This window comes from Halobacillus sp. B29 (genome assembly GCF_052246755.1).
Classification (GTDB): domain Bacteria; phylum Bacillota; class Bacilli; order Bacillales; family Halobacillaceae; genus Halobacillus; species Halobacillus halophilus.
This window is the reverse complement of record NZ_JBQQCM010000014.1, coordinates 1-19708: the sequence shown is the minus strand read 5'-3', so window position 1 is coordinate 19708 and position 19708 is coordinate 1. Positions and strand designations below refer to the sequence as shown.

22 protein-coding genes and 1 riboswitch are annotated in these 19708 nt (G+C 40.6%); of the genes, 9 read left to right on the top strand and 13 right to left on the bottom strand.

The features are described from left to right. Nucleotides 1–37: 37 nt before the first annotated feature. Entirely contained in the window at nt 38–1177 is a 1140-nt protein-coding gene (locus ACTWP7_RS16545; RefSeq protein WP_443124153.1) for a DUF2515 domain-containing protein, read from the top strand. A 171-nt stretch (nt 1178–1348) separates the two neighbouring features. Here ACTWP7_RS16545 and ACTWP7_RS16540 read toward each other — a convergent pair whose 3' ends face one another. The 8 genes from ACTWP7_RS16540 to ACTWP7_RS16505 form a co-directional block, all read right to left on the bottom strand. After that, nucleotides 1349–1765, bottom strand: a complete 417-nt coding sequence (locus tag ACTWP7_RS16540; RefSeq protein ID WP_443124152.1) for a VOC family protein — start codon at nt 1763–1765, stop codon at nt 1349–1351. Nucleotides 1766–1843: 78 nt separating this feature from the next. Further along, nucleotides 1844–2149 (bottom strand): hypothetical protein, encoded by a 306-nt coding sequence (locus tag ACTWP7_RS16535; protein ID WP_041601352.1) that lies wholly within the window; start codon nt 2147–2149, stop codon nt 1844–1846. A gap of 316 nt (nt 2150–2465) precedes the next feature. After that, nucleotides 2466–3491 (bottom strand): thiazole biosynthesis adenylyltransferase ThiF, encoded by a 1026-nt coding sequence (locus tag ACTWP7_RS16530; RefSeq protein WP_443124151.1) that lies wholly within the window; start codon nt 3489–3491, stop codon nt 2466–2468. Beyond that, a complete protein-coding gene (locus ACTWP7_RS16525; protein WP_443124150.1) occupies nt 3488–4255 on the bottom strand; it encodes a thiazole synthase in 768 nt (255 codons plus the stop codon). The genes ACTWP7_RS16530 and ACTWP7_RS16525 overlap by 4 nt, the downstream gene beginning before the upstream one ends. A 4-nt stretch (nt 4256–4259) precedes the next feature. Next, nucleotides 4260–4463: a sulfur carrier protein ThiS gene (gene thiS, locus ACTWP7_RS16520; protein WP_014643653.1), complete on the bottom strand. Its 204-nt coding sequence runs from the start codon at nt 4461–4463 to the stop codon at nt 4260–4262. After that, nucleotides 4460–5593 (bottom strand): glycine oxidase ThiO, encoded by a 1134-nt coding sequence (thiO, locus tag ACTWP7_RS16515; RefSeq protein ID WP_443124149.1) that lies wholly within the window; start codon nt 5591–5593, stop codon nt 4460–4462. The genes thiS and thiO overlap by 4 nt, the downstream gene beginning before the upstream one ends. Beyond that, a complete protein-coding gene (locus ACTWP7_RS16510; RefSeq protein WP_443124148.1) occupies nt 5586–5936 on the bottom strand; it encodes a thiamine phosphate synthase in 351 nt (116 codons plus the stop codon). Before ACTWP7_RS16510 ends, thiO begins: the two co-directional genes overlap by 8 nt. A 194-nt stretch (nt 5937–6130) precedes the next feature. Further along, entirely contained in the window at nt 6131–6280 is a 150-nt protein-coding gene (locus ACTWP7_RS16505; protein WP_443124147.1) for a hypothetical protein, read from the bottom strand. Further along, a riboswitch (TPP riboswitch) is annotated at nt 6281–6378 on the bottom strand. It abuts the gene before it with no gap. A 359-nt stretch (nt 6379–6737) separates the two neighbouring features. On the opposite strand from ACTWP7_RS16505, the gene ACTWP7_RS16500 reads away from it, so the two are divergent. Further along, nucleotides 6738–7700, top strand: a complete 963-nt coding sequence (locus tag ACTWP7_RS16500) for a sodium:calcium antiporter (RefSeq protein WP_443124146.1) — start codon at nt 6738–6740, stop codon at nt 7698–7700. Between the two features lie 64 nt (nt 7701–7764). Here the strand turns inward: ACTWP7_RS16500 and ACTWP7_RS16495 are convergent, their stop codons facing one another. The 4 genes from ACTWP7_RS16495 to ACTWP7_RS16480 all read right to left on the bottom strand — a co-directional run bounded on the left by ACTWP7_RS16495 (nt 7765) and on the right by ACTWP7_RS16480 (nt 10332). Beyond that, entirely contained in the window at nt 7765–7989 is a 225-nt protein-coding gene (locus ACTWP7_RS16495; RefSeq protein WP_443124145.1) for a YqkE family protein, read from the bottom strand. After that, nucleotides 7986–8318 (bottom strand): iron-sulfur cluster biosynthesis family protein, encoded by a 333-nt coding sequence (locus ACTWP7_RS16490; protein ID WP_443124144.1) that lies wholly within the window; start codon nt 8316–8318, stop codon nt 7986–7988. Before ACTWP7_RS16490 ends, ACTWP7_RS16495 begins: the two co-directional genes overlap by 4 nt. A gap of 246 nt (nt 8319–8564) precedes the next feature. Beyond that, nucleotides 8565–9359, bottom strand: coding sequence for an SDR family NAD(P)-dependent oxidoreductase (locus ACTWP7_RS16485; protein WP_443124143.1), 795 nt, complete (start codon nt 9357–9359; stop codon nt 8565–8567). Between the two features lie 7 nt (nt 9360–9366). Beyond that, a complete protein-coding gene (locus tag ACTWP7_RS16480; RefSeq protein WP_443124142.1) occupies nt 9367–10332 on the bottom strand; it encodes an MBL fold metallo-hydrolase in 966 nt (321 codons plus the stop codon). A gap of 222 nt (nt 10333–10554) precedes the next feature. On the opposite strand from ACTWP7_RS16480, the gene ACTWP7_RS16475 reads away from it, so the two are divergent. Further along, on the top strand, nt 10555–12084 hold the full coding sequence (locus tag ACTWP7_RS16475) for an AbgT family transporter (RefSeq protein WP_443124141.1): 1530 nt from the start codon (nt 10555–10557) through the stop codon (nt 12082–12084). 40 nt (nt 12085–12124) lie between these two features. On the opposite strand, the gene ACTWP7_RS16470 is transcribed toward ACTWP7_RS16475, so the two are convergent. Continuing rightward, nucleotides 12125–13741: a M20/M25/M40 family metallo-hydrolase gene (locus ACTWP7_RS16470; protein WP_443124140.1), complete on the bottom strand. Its 1617-nt coding sequence runs from the start codon at nt 13739–13741 to the stop codon at nt 12125–12127. Nucleotides 13742–13822: 81 nt separating this feature from the next. Here ACTWP7_RS16470 and ACTWP7_RS16465 point away from each other — a divergent pair, with 81 nt between their 5' ends. From ACTWP7_RS16465 to ACTWP7_RS16440, 6 genes are all read left to right on the top strand, one after another. Next, entirely contained in the window at nt 13823–14578 is a 756-nt protein-coding gene (locus ACTWP7_RS16465) for a glycerophosphodiester phosphodiesterase (RefSeq protein WP_443124139.1), read from the top strand. Then, nucleotides 14578–15732, top strand: a complete 1155-nt coding sequence (locus tag ACTWP7_RS16460; RefSeq protein WP_443124138.1) for a glycosyltransferase — start codon at nt 14578–14580, stop codon at nt 15730–15732. Before ACTWP7_RS16465 ends, ACTWP7_RS16460 begins: the two co-directional genes overlap by 1 nt. Before the next feature lie 2 nt (nt 15733–15734). Next, a complete protein-coding gene (namA, locus tag ACTWP7_RS16455) occupies nt 15735–16751 on the top strand; it encodes an NADPH dehydrogenase NamA (RefSeq protein WP_443124137.1) in 1017 nt (338 codons plus the stop codon). Between the two features lie 237 nt (nt 16752–16988). Continuing rightward, the gene (rnz, locus tag ACTWP7_RS16450; RefSeq protein WP_443124136.1) at nt 16989–17915 is read left to right on the top strand and encodes a ribonuclease Z; all 927 of its coding nucleotides are present in this window, start codon (nt 16989–16991) and stop codon (nt 17913–17915) included. A 14-nt stretch (nt 17916–17929) separates the two neighbouring features. Beyond that, nucleotides 17930–19291: an aldehyde dehydrogenase gene (locus tag ACTWP7_RS16445; RefSeq protein WP_443124135.1), complete on the top strand. Its 1362-nt coding sequence runs from the start codon at nt 17930–17932 to the stop codon at nt 19289–19291. Between the two features lie 206 nt (nt 19292–19497). Then, the coding region (locus tag ACTWP7_RS16440; protein WP_443124134.1) for a helix-turn-helix domain-containing protein at nt 19498–19708 on the top strand (211 nt) is incomplete at its 3' end.

Genomic DNA, 19708 nt, shown 5'->3' with positions numbered 1-19708 from the left:
TGCGCTACATACACGCTGTGAAAGGAGGCGGAAGCTAATGTTAAGAAAATGGATAACGAATCATAACCAGTACTCCCTGTTAAAGGCTGAATTAAAAAATAAAATAAAAGAAAAAACCACTTCTACCCTCTCGAAAGAAGAAAGAAAGCTTATCCTGAGCATTCGCGATAAAACGAAGCAAAAAAACAGGAACAATGTTACTAGAACCATGGCTTATCTGGAATATTTCAAACTTCATCCAGAGATCCATTGGTCTTTGCTAGCTCATTTAGTTTCCAGAAATGCCGGCTGGAATATGACTGATTTAAAAGGAGAATTTTTGACCAGGCTGCTTACCCCAAAAGAACAAAATGATTTTTACCTTTTCCTTGAAAGAGGAAATTGGCTCATATTTCAGGATGCCTATCCGCAGTTATTACTTTACGAAGCGAGCAAGAAGCAAAATACCTCCTTATTTCACTTACTGACTCATTTGAATGTATCACGATTTATGGAGCCTTTTTGGATGCACTTTTGGAAAAATCAATCCAGTTCGCTGCTCACGACAGCCTTAATTATAAACGAACAAAATTATATCGAGAGCCGGGTTATCCTGAATGTTCAGTATCAAAAAAATGTGCTTGATACCATCTTATTTAGACTACAAGATATATTTGACTTGAATCACATACTTATTCCTTATGAAACGCAAAATACTAAAAAAACAACTTTTGTAGGAGGAACCGTTCATCATTTTTCTTCATTAGAAGATCGTATTCTTTTAGGTAAAAAACTTTATCATGATCTTTATTCCATTAAAAGCCGTCTTAATTACATCATAACTTGGACAGAGCAGCATCCTCATACAGGGTCACGTCACGATTTTTGGCCTCATCTTTTTACCGAGGTTAAAAAAACTTTACCTAGTTCCAATCAAATGCTACCTCATACGCCGATTGAACTGAATAAGCACAGTCCACGTATTTACAGTCCTAAACTTAAAAATGTTTGGGAAGATTGGACACACTCTGCTGCTGAGGAGGGGGATTGGTTCAAGGACATGACGATGTTCCCATTAGTTAAGAAGAAGATTAATCACAAAGAAGAAAATGTATTAAACCATTACTGGAATACGATCGAAAAGCTGGAGATAGCGGTATTTGCTAAGAAATTATTTACTCGTAATCCTCGTTATTAGATAATGAAACCTTCTTTCCAATACAAAATGAAGGCGGGCGTGGGAGCGTTAAATATCACTGGGAAGCTAATCATTGAGAATTTCACTATCCAAACCAGCCATATGGACAGCATGACTTAATACACGAAAACGTCCCTTTAACTTATGAAAAGGGACGTTTTCGTTTTCTCTTCAACCAATATCAAACTTTTTTTTAAAGACCGAACTCAATTCACTCCATACATCAAACATGTTTCCATCTATATCGTAAAAAATAAAGTTCTTGCCGCCATGGCCTCTGTTTTCAAATGGACCAACCTGAACTCCTTGACTAGCCAATTCGTTATAGAGTATTTCAAGCTCCTCTTTACCATTTACTTCAAAGGTTAACGAAAAGCACTCTTCACCTCTCTCATCAATAAAATTGGCAGTTTCTTTTTCTTTTGCTTTTACAAGAAAGAAACTTAGGTTCGCCATATTAACTATAGCTTTATTCTCATCTTTGTACGTGACATAAGCTCCTAATTTATCTACATACCAGTCTGCTGCTTCATCCACACGTTGAACAGGTATATAAATCGTTCCTACCCTGAGTAGATTTTTTGTCATACTTGGGATCTCCCCTTACTTTCAATGAATATTGTTAAGAGAACTAAATGGGTAGAGCGCAAGTTCTTTGATTTTCGATTAATAAATGACACCATTAACTATTATTTCTAAGACCCTGTAAAGTCCCCAAACAAGCAGCAGAAGACTTAATGTACATACTATTAAAAACTCGTATATTCTTTCTTTCCGCTTCAACTTCATAATAGAATAGCCACTCATTAATGCTGCTGCTATAATGATCGCTAAGCTCTCATCCAATGTAGATTCTGTAAACGACTGTAAGAGCGCAATAATTACAATACCAAGGATCGCTAGTCCTTTTTTCTCTACTGAATAAAATTCCTCCTTTAAAATTATATCCCTAATTTGTTTCCAATTGGGCATGTTTGACCACCTGTCCAACCCCTTCAGGCTGTAGTTAACGATTTATTTGAACGACCTTCATTATATTTTTACCTAATCTCTGTGAAAAGAGATTGTAGAGAGATCTCCAAACTCTAGCCTTTATTGTATTCTCTGTGTAACCAAAATTATAGGAGTACGTTTCGAACGAGTATTAGGTAAGCGATCATGGGTGTGACAACGGTCTTGCGTCAGCTGGTTCCATAATCTTAATTTCTATTCCCAGGCTTAATAATCCTTCCTTTCTATTATTAAAAACCCCGCCTTATTGTAAGAGAGGGTGTTTTCATGCTGGGAATCATCCTCCAATATAGCGGTTATAAAGCGTTTTGGCTTCACTTATATCTTTCGTATCATGAACGAGTACGCGACCATCCTGAAAAGCTACCAGCCGGCGCCCTTCTACCGTAAGATTCACAAGAAATGAATTACCTTCTACTTTTCCGTTCTCGACAGCTTGAAGCCTGTCAGAGAGTTCATCCAGGTTTCTTTTCCCCTTGTTTGCTGGACGAATTTGCACCGTGTCGCGTCCGCATAATACCGCTGTTCTAGATAAATTTACAGGATCGAGATGGGGATAGGTGGATGCCTCACCGCAAGAAGGACAATCATCTTTTTTTAGTTTTTCTACCTTGATCGTTGACTGCTGGTTTTTCCAAATATCGAAATAAAACAGGTTTCTTCTTAGAGATTTGTAATCTTCGACTAAAAGCTTCAATGCTTCGGTAGTTTGATAAGCAGCGACAATTTGAACGGCAGGGCTGATAATCCCTACGGTGTCGCATGTTTCCCCTCCCATAGGAACAGCTCCTAACAAACATGAGAAACAGGGAGTCTGCCCTGGAACTATAGTATAAGAAAGTCCATAACTGCCTGTGCAGGCGCCGTAAATCCAGGGTACTTGAAATTTCTGTGAAGCATCATTAAGAAGTAGCCTGGTTTCAAAGTTATCAGTAGCATCAATCATAATGTCTACACCATCGATCAGTTCCTCAATTTCGTGAATCGAAACATCCATGATTTCACCTGATATATTGATTTCTGAATTTATTTCTCTCAATCGATCGGCTGCAGCTACTGCTTTTGGAATACGTTCCACTGCATCCCTCTCAGTGTAAAGCTGCTGGCGCTGCAGGTTGCTCCACTCTACATAATCCCGATCGACTACCGTGATTTTCCCAACACCCGCACGGGCCAACATTTCCGCATTACTTGTTCCTAAAGCTCCTGCTCCTATTAAGAGCACATGCTTTTCATTTAGTTTTCGCTGTCCATTTTCGCCAATAGGTGAAAACAATATTTGTCTAGAATATCTTTCCTTCAACCAATGCTCATTCCTTCCGTAGGGCTGCTTGCGGTCGCGTAAGTTTTCTTAGGGATTCGACCTGCTTCATAGCCTAATCTGCCGCCCTCGATCGAGAGCTTCATCGCCCGGGACATTTTTACAGGGTCTTCCGCATGAGAAACAGCCGTATTTAGTAAAACACCGTCAGCCCCAATCTCCATCGCCTGAGCTGCATCGGACGGGGAACCTATGCCCGCATCTACAATAACTGGAACTGTTGACTGTTCTATAATAAATTGTAAGTTTAATGGGTTGATAATTCCCTGACCGGAACCAATCGGTGAAGCTCCAGGCATAATGGCATGCACCCCTAATTCCTGCAGCCTTTTTGCAAGCATAACATCATCCGAAGTGTAAGGCAGCACTATAAATCCTTCTTCCAATAGTATCTCCGAAGCTTTTAATGTTTCAATTGGATCAGGGAGCAAGGTGCGCTGATCACCGATTACTTCTACTTTGATCATATCGCATAATCCAGAAGCTTTAGCCAGCTTAGCCGTTCTGACTGCTTCCCCTGCCGTTTTAGCACCCGCCGTGTTTGGCAGCAGTGTGTATTGATCCGTATCAATCATTTCCAAGAAATTAGGCTGATCTGCTTCAAAGATATTCATCCGGCGAACGGAAAAAGTTAAAATTTCTGCTTCGGAAACTTCTACAGCTTGCTTTTGAATGGAATAGTCAGGATATTTTCCGGTGCCCAGCAACAACCTTGAGTGAAAATTACGATTAGCTATGGTTAACATTTTTTCATCCTCCTCCAACAAATTGAACAATTTCTATCCGGTCCTCATTCGTTACAGCTTCTTCGGCGTGTAAAGATCTATCCACGATCACTTGATTTCTCTCGACAATACCAACCTTATTATTTAATTTAAAATAGGCCAAAAGCTGCTCCACGTTCGTCACATCATCCGGTACTATCATTTCCTCGCCATTAATAAAGAGTTTCATAATGAACTCACCTCCATATGGTTTTGAAAGCGAGCAGGTGAAAAAGCTGATAAATCTGTTATGAGCTTCGTTTCCCCTGCAATATAATCTGCCATTACCTTCCCAGTAACGGGACTTAATAATATCCCGTTACGATAATGACCCGTGCTAAAATATAAGCTGTTCAATTCTGGATGCGCTCCCATAATCGGCAGACCGTCTCCAGTCATAGGTCTCGTCCCAGCCCAAATCCGATCAATTTCTGCTTTCCCCAGTAAAGGCAGAAGCCTCTTGGCTTTACGAACCAATCCTTCGATTCCCTCCATGGTTACTCGCTGGTCAAATGTATAAGGAGTAGAAGTTGCTCCAACAATAATTTCCCCGCCTTTTTTCGGGACGAGATAGCACTCATCCGTAAAAATGGTTGTATGAAGTATCGGTTTTTCTGTTTTAACTGCTAGAGCTTCTCCCTTTACAGGGTATAAATCCTGTTCTTTACCAGGTAAAAAACGACGACTCCACGCTCCGGCAGCCACTAGAACGGCACTTCCATAAAATTCTCCAGCGTCTGTAGCTACTCCTACTACTTGATTTTGTTCACGTATTAACTGATAGACATCAGTAGATTCACGAAAAGTCACTCCGTTTACAGCTGCAGCCCGCGCAAAAGCCTCGGTAAGATCTGGAGCTGATACATGGCCTTCTTTAGGAAACCATATACCTCCAACTAACGAATCTGTCAGACATGATTCCATTTCAACTATTTCTTCTCTGTCTTTCCAGAATGATTCTTCCCCTTTCAACTTTTGATTTGCAGCGATTTCTCGGTAACGAACTCTCTGTTCTTCCGTAAAAGCTAGTCTCATTATCCCCTTTTGTGAAAGCCCAATGTCTATTCCAGTCATGTCATTTAACTCTCCAGCTAAGTTTGGAAACATCTCTCGGCTCGTACGCGCCAATTCGTACATAGGGCTGTCCTCTTCCAACTCCGTTTGCACCCCGAGCATCCCAGCAGCTGCACTTGAAGCTTCTTGTCCAAGAGCCCTTTTCTCCAAAACTAAAACCCGTTGTCCTTTCTTCGATAGATAAAAAGCTGTAGAACAGCCTATGATCCCTCCGCCAATTATAATCGTGTCGTACTTCTTAGGCATGATAACAACTCCTTTGAATCCTTGATTGAAACCTCCAGGCTTTCTCCCCAGGGTGGTGTGCTTCAGCAATGGAAGACATTACGGCTATTCCATATACCTTTGTTTGAAGAATGCTCTCCAAATTGGATAAGTGAATTCCTCCTATAGCTATTACGGGTATGGAAACCGCTTCGGTTAAAGAAGCTAATGATTTCACGCCTTTACCCTTAAGTCCCGACTTACTTTCGGTCTGATAAACATTTCCGAAAAGAAGGTAATCAGCCCCCTCCCTTTCTTTTTGGCATCCTGCTTCCAATCCATGAATGGAACAGCCTACTCTCAGATTAGGATAGAGTCCTTTCACCTTCTCCGGTGAAGGCCCTCATTCTGGAAGTTGAACTCCTGCTGCTCCCCATTTTCCAGCTACTGAGTAGTAAGAGTTTACAATGATTTTTGTACTTGGTATCCCTTCTTTTATAAGAGTGTACACCCATCTCTCTATTTCTTCTTCCTCCCGGTGCTTTTCACGAAGGTGTATAGCTGTGACGGAGGATTGTATTAACAGGGCAGTTGACAGAATTCATCCAACTCTTTATTTCCATCTGAAAGAACATGAAGTTCCCGCTTCAAACTCAATTCACTTCCTTTCCCATAAAAAAACCGCTCCCCATAAGGAAGCGGTTTTATAGCAGATATTTGTACACACATATGCTACACCCTCTACTTTCCTACGCTGGTATCGTCCAGATCAGGTTCTAGGGTTCAAACGCATTTGTCTCAGCCCGAAGGCACCCCTAGTAGAGCTTGTTTCAATATTTAGTTAAGTTCAGTATAACATTGGATCTTTTTAAATTCCAATATATGCAAATCTGATCTAGAAGAAAATCTTTCCTAAACAGGCTGTAAGTATACAGAAGTCTGGTGATGATGATGAATTCATCACGTTTCTCATTTGAAATAGAACGTAATCTTTGACTCTTTTATCTACTCAAGCTATATTAATAGTAACAAGGGGAGTAGCGACCGGATATCGGCTAATGAACCGTCAATACGGTATTCTTTATACCTGGTTCATTGGACTAAGTTCTGCTTAGTACGCAAGACCTTGGTACAATTAATTTTTGTGCCAGGGTTTTTTTATGTTCTGGCAGAAGGGAGAAACGATATGATTTATTTTGTATTCATCCTTGCTGCAGTTGTCGTGGTGATCAGTGCTGTCTACCTCAACCAGTTCGGGGACGTTATTAGCAAGAAATCTTCCTTGAGCGGTGCTGCAGTAGGAACTTTTTTAATCGCCGGAGCTACTTCACTCCCGGAATTAACAACAAGCTTAACTGCTGTGTACATTGACAACCCAGATATAGCGGTTGGTAATATGTTGGGGAGTAATGTATTTAATCTCCTCATCCTTGCCAGTATGGATATTATTTATAGAAGAAAACGGTTATTTCAAAAAGTGAATAATAAGGAGAATATTCCATCGGCCTCTATTGGCCTACTTTTCCTTCTCATTATTATTTTCTCTCTCTGGATGCCTGGTTCGATTGAAATTTTCGGGGTAGGTATTGAGATGATCGTGATTGTCCTTCTTTATATATTCAGTATGAAGTTTATATCTGGGGGAGAATCCGAACAAGAAGAAGAAGAACAGACTAAAGATTACTCGTTGAAAGCAGCCGTTATCGGCTTTATTATTGCTTCTGTCATTGTTTTTATTTCTGGAAGTGCTTTATCTGTTTCAGGTGACCGGATGGCCGAAGCATCAGGACTTGATGCCAGTTTTGTTGGCAGCTTTTTAATTGCAGCCTCAACTTCTCTGCCAGAACTTGTAGCCGTGTACGCTGCATTCAGATTGGCCAATTATAATATGGCCATTGGTTCCATACTGGGAAGCAATCTGTTTAACATTCAACTATTAGCTTTGACCGATTTGTTGTATAGAGAGGGAGCTATCCTTACTTCTGTCCAGGCTTCTCATATATTTATTGCATGTCTTGGACTCGTTATGACATTAATTATGATCTTTCTGCTTATACGCCCAGCTAGTATGAGAAGTCACTGGCGTTATGCGGCACCTTCTCTTCTCATGACTTTAATTTACTTTGTGGCTTCATATGTATTGTTTTAGTATAAACTCTATTAGATCGAATCTAAGGTTTAAAAAAGTAGGCTTCCATTTAATAAATGGAAGCCTACTTTTTAAATGTTTTCCAATCAAGTTCACTTTCATTCAGAAGCTCTTCAAAGCTTTTATTTGCTTCTTTTTTCTTTTTTTCTTCAAGTCGTTTCTGCTTTTCTTGCTCCAGACGTTCGGCTTCGCTTTGTTTTAATTCAGATTTTTTTGAACGAAGCTGAGTCAATACATCCTCATTTAACTGCTCACTTAGTGATCCTTCTCTTTGTTCTTCCTTACTCATACGGCTTCGCCTTCTTTCACATCTTTTGGAGAGATAATAGGATTAAGAATCCCGTCAGGACTTGAAAGGCGGAAGCTGTTTTTAATGAAATCAAGTTTCATATCCGGCTTAAAGAAAGTGGCTTGTTGACGATCAATGATCACTTTGTACTCTGCATTTACCACCAAATTATCTGTCTTCAGAATTTGATCAGTAAACCGGATGGTAGGGAGCCCATTCACTCCACATCCACACCCCTCTGTATCATAATACAGTCGGATAATTGGGCGACTCGGATCTTTCATCTCTTCAAGCTTCTTTTTGGCCTCATCTGTGATACGTAATTTCATTATCGATCCCTCCTAACACTATCATAAAAAAATGATTACCCTATGGCAATTCTCTTGCTCATGCGGCCGGATGTTATCCACCAGGGTACCTCATATGGCAGAGTAATTTCTATTACTAATGCTAACAGCAACTCAAACATCTATCATTATCCAATATTAACAGGCCGTGGGTTTTTTAAAATCCCATAATAGGAACACATTCATGGTGCCGTTAAAGTACCAACACCCTCCCGAAACGCAGAACCATTATTTTTTATTGAATTGGCGTTCCATTGCTTTTTCCAGAAAAGCGGGGGCGAGAGAATATATTTTACTCCCTGAATTCATCCAGCCTGGCATATTAATCTCTCTCTGCTGAGAAAATAAGTGCTCAACTACCTCAGCCGCTACTTTATTTGGATCCAGCATAAATCGATCTACAGCTTTTTCATAGGCTCCTGTAGGGTCTGCCTGATTAAAGAAATTCGTACGTACTGGCCCCAGGTTCACAGAAGTGACATAGACTCCCTTACTTTCCACTTCCATACGGAGACCATTGGTAAAACCTATGACGGCATGTTTGGTAGCGGCATAAACAGAGGACTTTGGAGTCGCTATCTTGCCAGCTTGAGAAGCGATATTAACTATGTGCCCTCTCTTTTGCTGCAGGAAATGAGGGAGCAGTTGATGAGTAGTTCGAAATAAGGATTTTACATTGATGGAAAGCATTCGATCGATATCTTGCCACTTTGCTTCTGAGACCAGGTCGAAAACAGCCATCCCTGCATTGTTAATCAATCCATCTATCGATCCATGATCATAGCATATTTGATCAATAACATCTTTCCATTCGGCATCGTTAGATAAATCAGCTTTGTACCAGTAACAAGGTACGGAAAAGGCAGCTTCTATTTTTTCTTTGATAATGGCAAGGCGATCAGCAGACCTAGCCACTAAGATAGGTATGCCTCCTTCACGCGCCACATGAATAGCTAAATATTTACCAATTCCACTTGAAGCGCCCGTTATTAAAACTTTTTTATCTTTGACCAATTCATTCATATAACCATCACCTGTTTACATAATAATATTTTTGTTTACCTGAAAATTCAGCGATTACAGATTTTTTGTTTTCTAAGTAATCCAACTGGCCGATCGTTTCAGACATCGTCAGGTCAAACTGACTTTCTATATGTTTAGGAAACAAACGCCTGCATACATCATATGCACATAAACTCTCTTCTTCAAACATATTCAGGACTTTGAGTGCACGCTCCTCTTGTTTTTTAAGACGCTGAATGACTAATTCATCTGTGTTTTGAAACGTCTTTCCGTGCCCTGGATATACCATTTGAATATTTCTATCCAATAATTTTTCCATAGAAGCCCGGTATTGCAGAAGGGGGCGGGGACGATCCTTCTCGATGCCATATGGAGGTTCCAACAGGGGGTTGGAAGAGATATGAGCAAGCAGATGATCGCCGCCAATAAAGGATCCATCAGATTGTCGATAAAACGAAATATGACTCTGAGCATGTCCAGGAGTCTCTATCGTTATCCACTCCTCGTGCCCTGGAATCCTGTCTCCCTCCATTAGTTCAAGTGTCAATGTGCCTTCTGCGCTCCATTTCAAGGGTTTACGAAGAGATTTGAGCAAGCCTAAGTACTGTTCCGGCACCCCTGATTCTTTATACATACGATGAAAAAATTCCTCATATCTCAAAAAGAAAGCTTCTTCTCTTTCAAGCCATGGTTTTAACTTCGGGTGAGCAGCCACTGTGCTCAGATTAGGAAAATGTTCGATCAAACCCATATGATCTGGATGGTGGTGGGTTAGTACTATCTGATCTATATCAGCTGGACTATATCCAAGTTCTTTTAATTGAATTACCAATTCATTCCAAGCTTCGTCAGTTTTTACACCTGCATCTATCAAGGTGAGCCGATCACCTCTCAGTAGGTATAGATGTACGTCTCCCACCGCATAAGGGGTAGGAAGTGTTATTTGATAAATAGCATCTTTTAAGGTTTTCAATCGGGATCCTCCAAACTGAATGAACATTCATTTTATAACCATTGTAGCACGCTTTCGTGATATATTCCTGTTGATTTCAAAAATATCACGACTATTTTTTTAATTTACAATATTCTTTCTAGTGAAACATTTTCAATAACTCTTCAAATCTATGTCTCAAGCTATTATACTTTAACGCGTTATTGTAAAATTTTTAGCCTTGTCATTTTAAGGAGGAAACTCATGGAACACCAAGAAAATAGAAGTCGTACCGTACGGATACTGGACTGGATTGAACGTGTGGGAAATAGACTCCCCCATCCAGTTACATTATTTGCTATATTTGCTTTTCTTGTCATCTTAGCTTCCTGGATATTTTCAACTCTTGGAATTCAGGTAGAAGATCCTGCAACTGGAGATACTCTTGAAGTTACCAATTTACTATCTAGCGAAGGAATCAAATATATCTTTGAAAGTATGGTAGAGAACTTTGTAGGATTCGCTCCACTCGGAACCGTTCTAGTTACGATGCTAGGTATCGGAGTGGCTGAAAGATCCGGTCTAATCAGTGCAATGCTAAGAGGGCTTGTTACGTCTGTGCCACGTTCCTTAATGACAGCTGCTCTTGTATTTGGAGGTATCATGTCAAGTATGGCTGCAGACGCAGGCTATGTGGTGCTCACACCTCTGGGCGCTGTCCTGTTTGCCGGTTTAGGCCGTCATCCTTTAGCAGGATTAGCGGCAGCCTTTGCAGGTGTATCTGCTGGGTTTAGTGCTAATTTGCTGCTTACGTCTCTTGATCCTCTATTGGGGGAATTAACTAAAGAAGCAGCCAAAACTATTGACCCCGGCTACGCAGAAAACATTCTATACACCATGAACTATTACTTTATGATTGTATCTGTATTTGTGCTTACTATTGTTGGAACACTCATTACTGATAAACTTGTCGAGCCAAGACTTGGAACTTACCAAGGTGGAGTTAAGGAAGAGGTCAACTATGTAACGAAACTTGAAAAGAAGGGAATGCTTGGAGCACTTCTGGCTCTGATCATTACAATCGGTCTGTTGTCTCTTCTGGTCGTCCCATCCTGGGGTCCGATGAGAAATCCTGACGATTTTCTCGCCTCCCCTTTCTTCCATAGTCTAGTACCCATTATCCTGCTTATTTTCTTTGTTCCCGGTTTGGTCTATGGAAAGATAACAAAAGAAATTAAGAATGATAAAGATGTTGCTAATCAAATGTCAGAAACTATGGCGACCATGGGAATGTATATTGTTCTTGCTTTCACAGCAGGGCAATTTGTGGCTTATTTCACGCATACCAATATGGGTAAAGTGATCGCTGTAAGTGGAGCCGAATTCCTGGATGCTATTGGTTTAAATGGAATAGGTTTGATTATCGCGTTCATATTTGTGGCGGCTTTCATAAACTTGTTTATCGGAAGCTCATCCGCAAAATGGGCGATTATGGCCCCGGTTTTTGTTCCGTTAATGATGCAGCTTGGCTACTCACCTGAGCTGACTACTTTAGCATATAGAATTGCCGATTCAACGACGAACATTATTTCACCTTTAATGCCGTACTTCGCTATTGTAATTGCTTTTGCCCAAAAGTACGATAAAAATGTAGGAATCGGAACCCTGATTTCGACCATGCTCCCTTATTCTATTGGTTTCTTTATCATTTGGGTCGTTATGTTGTTCATATGGATGCTGACTGGATATCCGATTGGTCCAGATGCAGGGTTCTTTTATGAACCAAACAAATAACACTACAAAAGTCCGGATGCCTGACAGCATCCGGACTTTTTTATGAACTAAAAAAATGGTGAATCGTTTCCGCTAAGATCTGCGGGAGCTTATCAAAACTATAATTTAATTCAAGTCGTTCTGTCCATTGGTGCGCGTCTCTGCCGCGTGGCCCAATATTTATGATAGGCATCGTAATGGTTTCCATAATTTCAGCGGGTAATTCATACCCTTTTCCTTGTATAGGCATCTGATTAAGTAAATGATCAATGGAAGATTTCATAGACACCGGTCCAATAAAGCTCAAATCGGAAAGCCCTGTGAAATATTCCACTTCAGTCAAGTTCACCCCAAATTTGTCGCGAGCTGTCTCGATAGCTTTTTTCGTGCCGCTTTGGATAAGCGGATCATGGTGAGAAGAAACAGATGGATAGAAAGGAGGGCTGTAGAATAAAACAATCATTGGACTGATATCTTTACATAATGAAGCAAGGTTTTGCACAAGACTCGTAGAAAAATCACGGTCTCCTTCATCCCGTTGATTAATCAGACGATTTTGACGACGCTCTACTTCCCTCTTTCCATACCGTTCTACTGCTTCTTTGTACAATTGTTCGTATGTCAGGATCTGAATTTCCGGTGAAAAATTCGACGTTTGCGTGCCTTCTAAATAAAAAGAGGCCTGGTGATGGTAATGATTAATGATTTTAGCGCGGGCACGCTGGGCAGCCAGTAACAATTTTTCGTTCAACTGTGCAATCGTCTGCTTCATATATAAAACATTATACATCGCTACCGCAGACTGTGGTGTTTGAACGGAATAATGATGCTTTAAGTCACGCTGCATCAGACTAATAGGAGGCGGTGTTCTCTCCCCATCCACCTGCTCAATAAAAGTTTCGTTCAACTCCATCTCTTGAGCAATATAGCTGACCATCAAGTTAGCATTCAGACCAGCGAAAGGCTCGCCGGCATGTGTTTCTTTCCCGTAGCAAAAGAAACCGGGAAGCGTCTTCCCAATTGATCCCGTATATAGATAATTAGCTGGATCACCAGGGTATTTGCTAAACATTGGTTCTCCATTGATGGCTGTTTTATAAATCAAATTTTCTTTATCTTTTATCTCTGCAAGAGCCGGCAAGGCGGCTAGCATTCCTTCCGAATTGACTTCCTCATCAGGTACGGCTACAAGCAGTAAATTCCCATCAAACTCCCCTTCCATTGCTTTTTCCAACATTGAAAGGTGCAGGGTTAATCCTGCTTTCATATCCATAATTCCACGGCCGAACAACCAGTCTCCTGTCAATAAATCCTTTGCGGCATCCTTAGGTAGCACACTGGGGTTTTTATGAAGCTCCTGTGTTAATTCTTTTGGATGAAAAGCCAAATTCTGCCAGGAGCCATAATCTTCGACGCCAACCACATCTGCGTGGGCAATGAGAACAATTGTATCTTTTGCTTCTCCTTGTTTTACAAGGGCAGTTAACAACTGTCGCCCGTCATCCAAAGGGTGAAGGTTTAAGTGTTCAGGATGATCCTGATAATATTTACGATCTTCTAAAATATAATATAAGTATTCAATAATTGCGATCTCCGCATTACTTCCTGTAATACTTGGATATTCCACTAATGAACATAGTAGATCGGTTAACTGTTCTTTTGTCTGCCACTGTCCCATGTTTTACACTCCTTATTGACTTTTTCTGGTTTTTCGAACACAATCAAACTCAAGGTCCAACCTGAATAAGAGGTGAACTTTATGAATACAACGCTTATTTACGCTCACCGGGGAGCAAGTTCCCTTGCACCGGAAAATACGATGGCCGCTTTCGAATTAGCGCGCTCGGCTCAAGCTGAAGGGATTGAAACAGACATTCAGTTAACGAAAGATCAAATTCCAGTGCTTATTCATGATGAAAACTTACGCAGAACAACAAATGGCACAGGATTTGTACAGGATTATACATACACAGAACTGCGCATGCTTGATGCTGGAAGCTGGTTTTCCCCAGAATTTTCTGATTGTTATATTGTAACACTAGACGAATTCCTTCGCTGGTTCAAGGAGAAACCTATGTTTCTTAATGCAGAATTAAAAACGAATGTAATTGAATATAAAGACATCGAAAGAATTGTATATGAAAATTTAAAAAAATATGATGTGGTCGAGCGAACCGTTATTTCAAGCTTTAATTCGGACACCATTCTTCGTATGAAGAAGATTAACCCTTCCATTAAAACGGCTTTTTTAACCTCTACTAAGATGATTAATCTTCCAGACTATGCAAAGTCTTTAGGAGCAGATGCTCTTCATGTTAAGCATCGATTATTAGATAAAAAATTAGTCAAAAGCTGTCAAAAAGAAAAGTTAAATCTGCGCGTCTATACAGTCAATCGCCCTTCTCATATGAAGAAATGCTATCAATTAGGGATTGACGGTATTTTTACTGATTTTCCTCACCAGGCACGTGAATATCGAAAGCTTAATCATGACAACAGGAAAGGGTTCTTCTAATGTTTTGGCTATTAACAATGATCTTTTTCTTTTGGACCATAATCCTTGTTGATTTTCATAAAGGATTTAAAACACTGCCTTCAATTGACCATCTACCCTTCAGAGATGAAAAATCATTAATATCCGTTATCATTGCTGCTAAAGATGAGGAAAAATCCATTAAACGGACTCTCGAAACTCTTCTGGATCAAAAACACGTAAATCTTGAAATCCTAGCCGTCAATGATCGATCTACTGACTCAACTGGCTCCATTATTGACAATCTCGCTGCTCATCATGCAAACGTCCATTCTATCACGGTTGAGACCTTACCATCTGGGTGGCTGGGTAAGAATCATGCCCTCCATATAGGAGCACAACAGGCTAAGGGAACCTACTTATTATTTACAGATGCGGACATCTACTTTCATGAGAATGTCGTGTCCCGAGCCATCGCCTTTTTAAAAAATGAAAACCTGAATCATTTAACCGCGGCCCCCAATCTCAGGGCCGGTTCTTTTTTTCTAAAAGGGCTAATTTCCTTCTTTCTTTTTGGATTTGGATATTTAAAACGGCCCTGGACCGCTAATCACCCCTCCAAAAAAGGGGGCATGGGAGTCGGTGCCTTTCAACTCCTGACTAAAGCATGCTATGAGGGAATTGGGGGCCACCATGCGATTCGCTTCCGACCGGATGACGATCTTGCCATGGGTCTGCGCATTAAGAAATTGGGCTACAAACAGAACCTGGTGACCGCACTACGTAGCTTATCTGTGGAGTGGTATCCTAATCTTCCATCTGCTTTCAAAGGTTTCGAAAAAAACGCGTTTGCCGGCTTAAATTATTCCGTTTTGTTTGCTCTACTAGCCATCGCCGGTGTATTTACTTCTCAAATTCTTCCGTTTATCACCATTTGGAGCAGCCATCTTCCACTTCAAATGATTAGTGCTTTTACCATCGTTTTGTTATTTTATTTATATGCGTTAACCCTGCGGCACCTTACTACATATTCCAATTGGATTGTCTTCGGGCTGCCCATTTTCGCTGTGTTATTTATTTATATGCTCTCAAGAGCACTGCTTCTAACCTTTCTTAGGGGAGGTATTGAGTGGCGTGGCAGTCACTATTCATTAAAGGAGCTTAAGAAATATTATCGCAACTCTGAGGAGGAATAGATTTGAAACACTTATTATTTTCACCCTATACAATAAAAAGTGTGACCCTTAAAAATAGAATAGTCATGTCACCTATGTGTATGTATTCTTCACATAACCAGGATGGCCATACTCAGCCTTTTCACTTAGCCCATTATGAAAGCCGGGCTGCCGGCCAAGTTGGTCTTGTTATGACTGAAGCCACATCGGTGACTCCTGAAGGACGAATCTCACATGAAGACCTTGGAATCTGGTCTGATGATCATACAGAAGGTCTATCTACTTTGACTGAAGCTATTCACCGGCATGGAGCAAAAGCCGGGATCCAGCTTGCTCATGCAGGCCGAAAAGCTAATTTGGATAGTGACATATATGCTCCAAGTGCTTCATCCTTTAGTGAATCCCTGAAAACACCTGTGGAAATGAATGAACAGCAAATAAGTTATACAGTTCAATCTTTTAAAGAAGGTGCGGTACGTGCAAAAGAGTCAGGGTTTGATATTATTGAGCTCCACGGGGCGCATGGATATTTAATTAACCAGTTTTTATCTCCTCTCACCAATTTCCGCACAGATAAATATGGTGGTTCACGTGAGAAACGTTATAGATTCATGTCCGAAATTATTGATGCTGTCCAAGAATCATGGGCAGGACCATTGTTCGTTAGAATTTCCGGAGCAGAATATCATAAAAATGGAAATAAAATGGAGGATTTTATATACTTTGCTGAAAAAATGAAAGCGCAAGGTGTTGACTTGATTGATGTGAGCTCGGGAGGAGTAGTGCCTGCACCGATCGATCCATATCCGGGTTATCAAGTTAAATATGCAGAGAAAATAAAAGCTGAAGCAGGAATTGATACCGGAGCGGTTGGACTGATTACAAGCGGTAACCAGGCAGAAGAAATCTTACGAAATGAACGCGCGGATCTTATTTTTTTAGCACGGGCATTGTTAAAAAACCCATACTGGCCAAAACAAGCAGCAGATGAACTTGGGTACAAACTTGAAGGACCAAGACAATATACCAGAGCATGGTAATTCGCTTGATATCAACAAATTACTGGCTTTTCTTAACCCTAAGTCATGCAGTGGCTTGGAAGAGCTACTTTACTCAATAACTCCAATTCGCGGGATAACTATCCTATGGAAAATGGACAACCAGGGTTAAAATAGCTTCTTTCTATATTAATGAACATTTATAACTAACATTTCTATTATAGTAAGTGTGCTAAATGGCTTCAGGTGATATGATGTGATTAGTAGGAGGGAGTTCTAATGGAACTATTTTTTTTAGGTACAGGATCCGGGGTTCCGTCAAAGGAAAGAAATGTTTCTTCCCTTGCCCTCCGCATGTTGGAAGAACGGGGAACTACTTGGATATTTGATTGCGGAGAAGGAACGCAGCAACAGATCTTACATACAAATCTAAGACCAAGAAGGATCGAGGTTATATTTATTACTCACCTTCACGGTGATCATATTTATGGACTACCCGGCCTGCTGAGCAGCCGTTCTTTTCAGGGGGGCGAAACTCCTGTAACCGTTTACGGCCCGAGAGGTTTAAAAGAGTACATTGACATTACTCTGCAGATTAGCGGCACACATTTGCGCTATCCTCTTTATGTTGAGGAAGTAGAAGAAGGCATTCTATTTGAAGACGACCAGTTTGTAGTCGAAGCGGTTTCTTTGCAGCATGGTCTGGAAAGCTATGGGTACATTCTAACGGAAAAAGACAAAATTGGAGAACTTAAGCCATCGAAACTTAAAGAGCTGGGTCTTGAACCCGGACCTATCTACCAATTAATTAAGAGTCAATCTCAAACACGGCTGGATAATGGGAAGATCATTTATAGAAAAGATGTTTTAGGACCTCCCAAAAAAGGTAGAAAAATATCAATTTTAGGAGATACACGATACATCCCTGATTTAAAATATAAAGTTAAGGATTCGGATGTACTTGTTCATGAAGCTACATTCGCAAGCGATGAAAATCAGATGGCCTATGATTACTTTCACTCCACGGTACATCAGGCTGCTACTCTTGCAAAAGAAGCTAATGTAAGAGAGCTTATTCTCAATCATATCTCCTCCCGATATCAGGGGAGCTCACTGAAGCAGCTTGAAACGGAAGCAAGAGCTATATTTGCACATACACAAGTCGCGTATGATTTTTTTCAGTACCCTATTACACGTAACATGTGAAGGAGGAAATTGTGATGCAAACCATTGTTCAACAGCAAAAGCGGTGGTACAAAGAAGGTCACACAAAAAGTTATCAATTCCGGAAAGATCAGCTCTTACGCATGAAGAAAATGATTGGAACGTTTGAAAAACCTATCATCGAAGCACTAAAATTTGATTTAAACAAGTCTGAATTCGAAGCGTACGTTTCTGAAATTGCTTTTTTAAAAAGTGAAATAGATCATCATGTGAAACACCTTAAACAATGGATGACGCCTCAAAAGGTCAAAGCACCCTTAACCCATAAAGGATCTAAAAATATGATTTATAAAGAACCTTACGGAACGGTTCTGGTTATTGCCCCCTGGAACTATCCATTCCAACTGGCCCTGGCTCCAGTGCTTGGAGCAATTGCGGCGGGTAATACCGTTATCATTAAACCATCTGAACATACTCCGACGGTTTCATGGGTCATTAAAAAAATGGTAGAACAGTACTTCTCGCCTAACTACATTGCAGTAGTCCAAGGGGATAAGGAAGTGACTCAGGAACTAATGGAACAGCCGCTTGATTACATCTTTTTTACAGGGAGTGTACCTATTGGGAGAAAGATTATGGAGAAAGCCAGTCACCAGCTGATCCCCGTAACGTTAGAACTGGGTGGTAAAAGTCCAGCGATTATCAATAAGGACGCAGCTATTGACCTTGCTGCCAAACGGATTGTGTGGGGGAAATTTACTAATGCTGGACAAACGTGTATTGCTCCTGATTACTTGCTTGTCCATCATGAAGTAAAGGCACCACTAATTAAGGCCATGAAAAAATATATCCATAAATTTTATGGGGATCGGCCTCTGGAGAATCCAGATTATGTAAAAATCGTGAACGACCAGCACTTCGAGCGAATTTCTTCCTATTTAAATGCAGGAACGGTGGTTTCCGGTGGTTCTTTAGATGAAAAGCGTCAAATGATTGAACCTACTATTCTGGATCAGGTGAATTGGTCTGACCCTGTCATGCAGGATGAAATATTCGGTCCCATTCTTCCGATTTTGACGTTTGATCATTTATCAGAAGTGATCACCCAAGTGAATAATCGTCCAAAGCCATTAGCTCTCTATTACTTTGGAGAAAGCGAAACAGATCAGGAAGAAATTATGACCTCCATTCCATTTGGAGGTGGCTGCATTAATGATACCCTATACCATATCTTAAACCCTCACCTTCCTTTTGGAGGAGTGGGAGAGAGTGGAATGGGAAGTTATCACGGACAAGCAAGTTTTGACACCTTTACCCATTTAAAGAGTATCACGAAACAAACGACAAAGTTCGATCAGAAATTCAGATATCCAGGCTCCTCTTTTGGATTAACTATCATTAAAAAGGTTCTTGGGTAAGCATAGAAAGATCAAGAGCGTAATGATTAAAGGTCACGCTCTTGATCTTTTTTTAATCATTCATCGGCAGAAGACTCCCTCTTCAAGCGCCGTGTCGAAGACCGGTGGCAAGGGGGAGATGAATGCCGTCGCCGTAAGGCGAATGCCTTTGAATATTCTCCTTTCCGTGATATCCTAAATTAAGAACGTATGTTCCTGGTTAGGAGGTGGAAAGGTTGAAGCATAAAGCGTATAACTTTCGTATCTATCCAAATAAAACCCAAGAATCGCTCATCGCTAAGACAATCGGCTGCGCTCGTTTTGTCTTCAATCATTTCCTCTCCGAATGGAGCAGTGCCTACAAGGAAACCGGAAAAGGTTTGAGTTACTCTACTTGTTCCAAACAACTACCCAAGCTTAAAAGAGAATTCCTTTGGT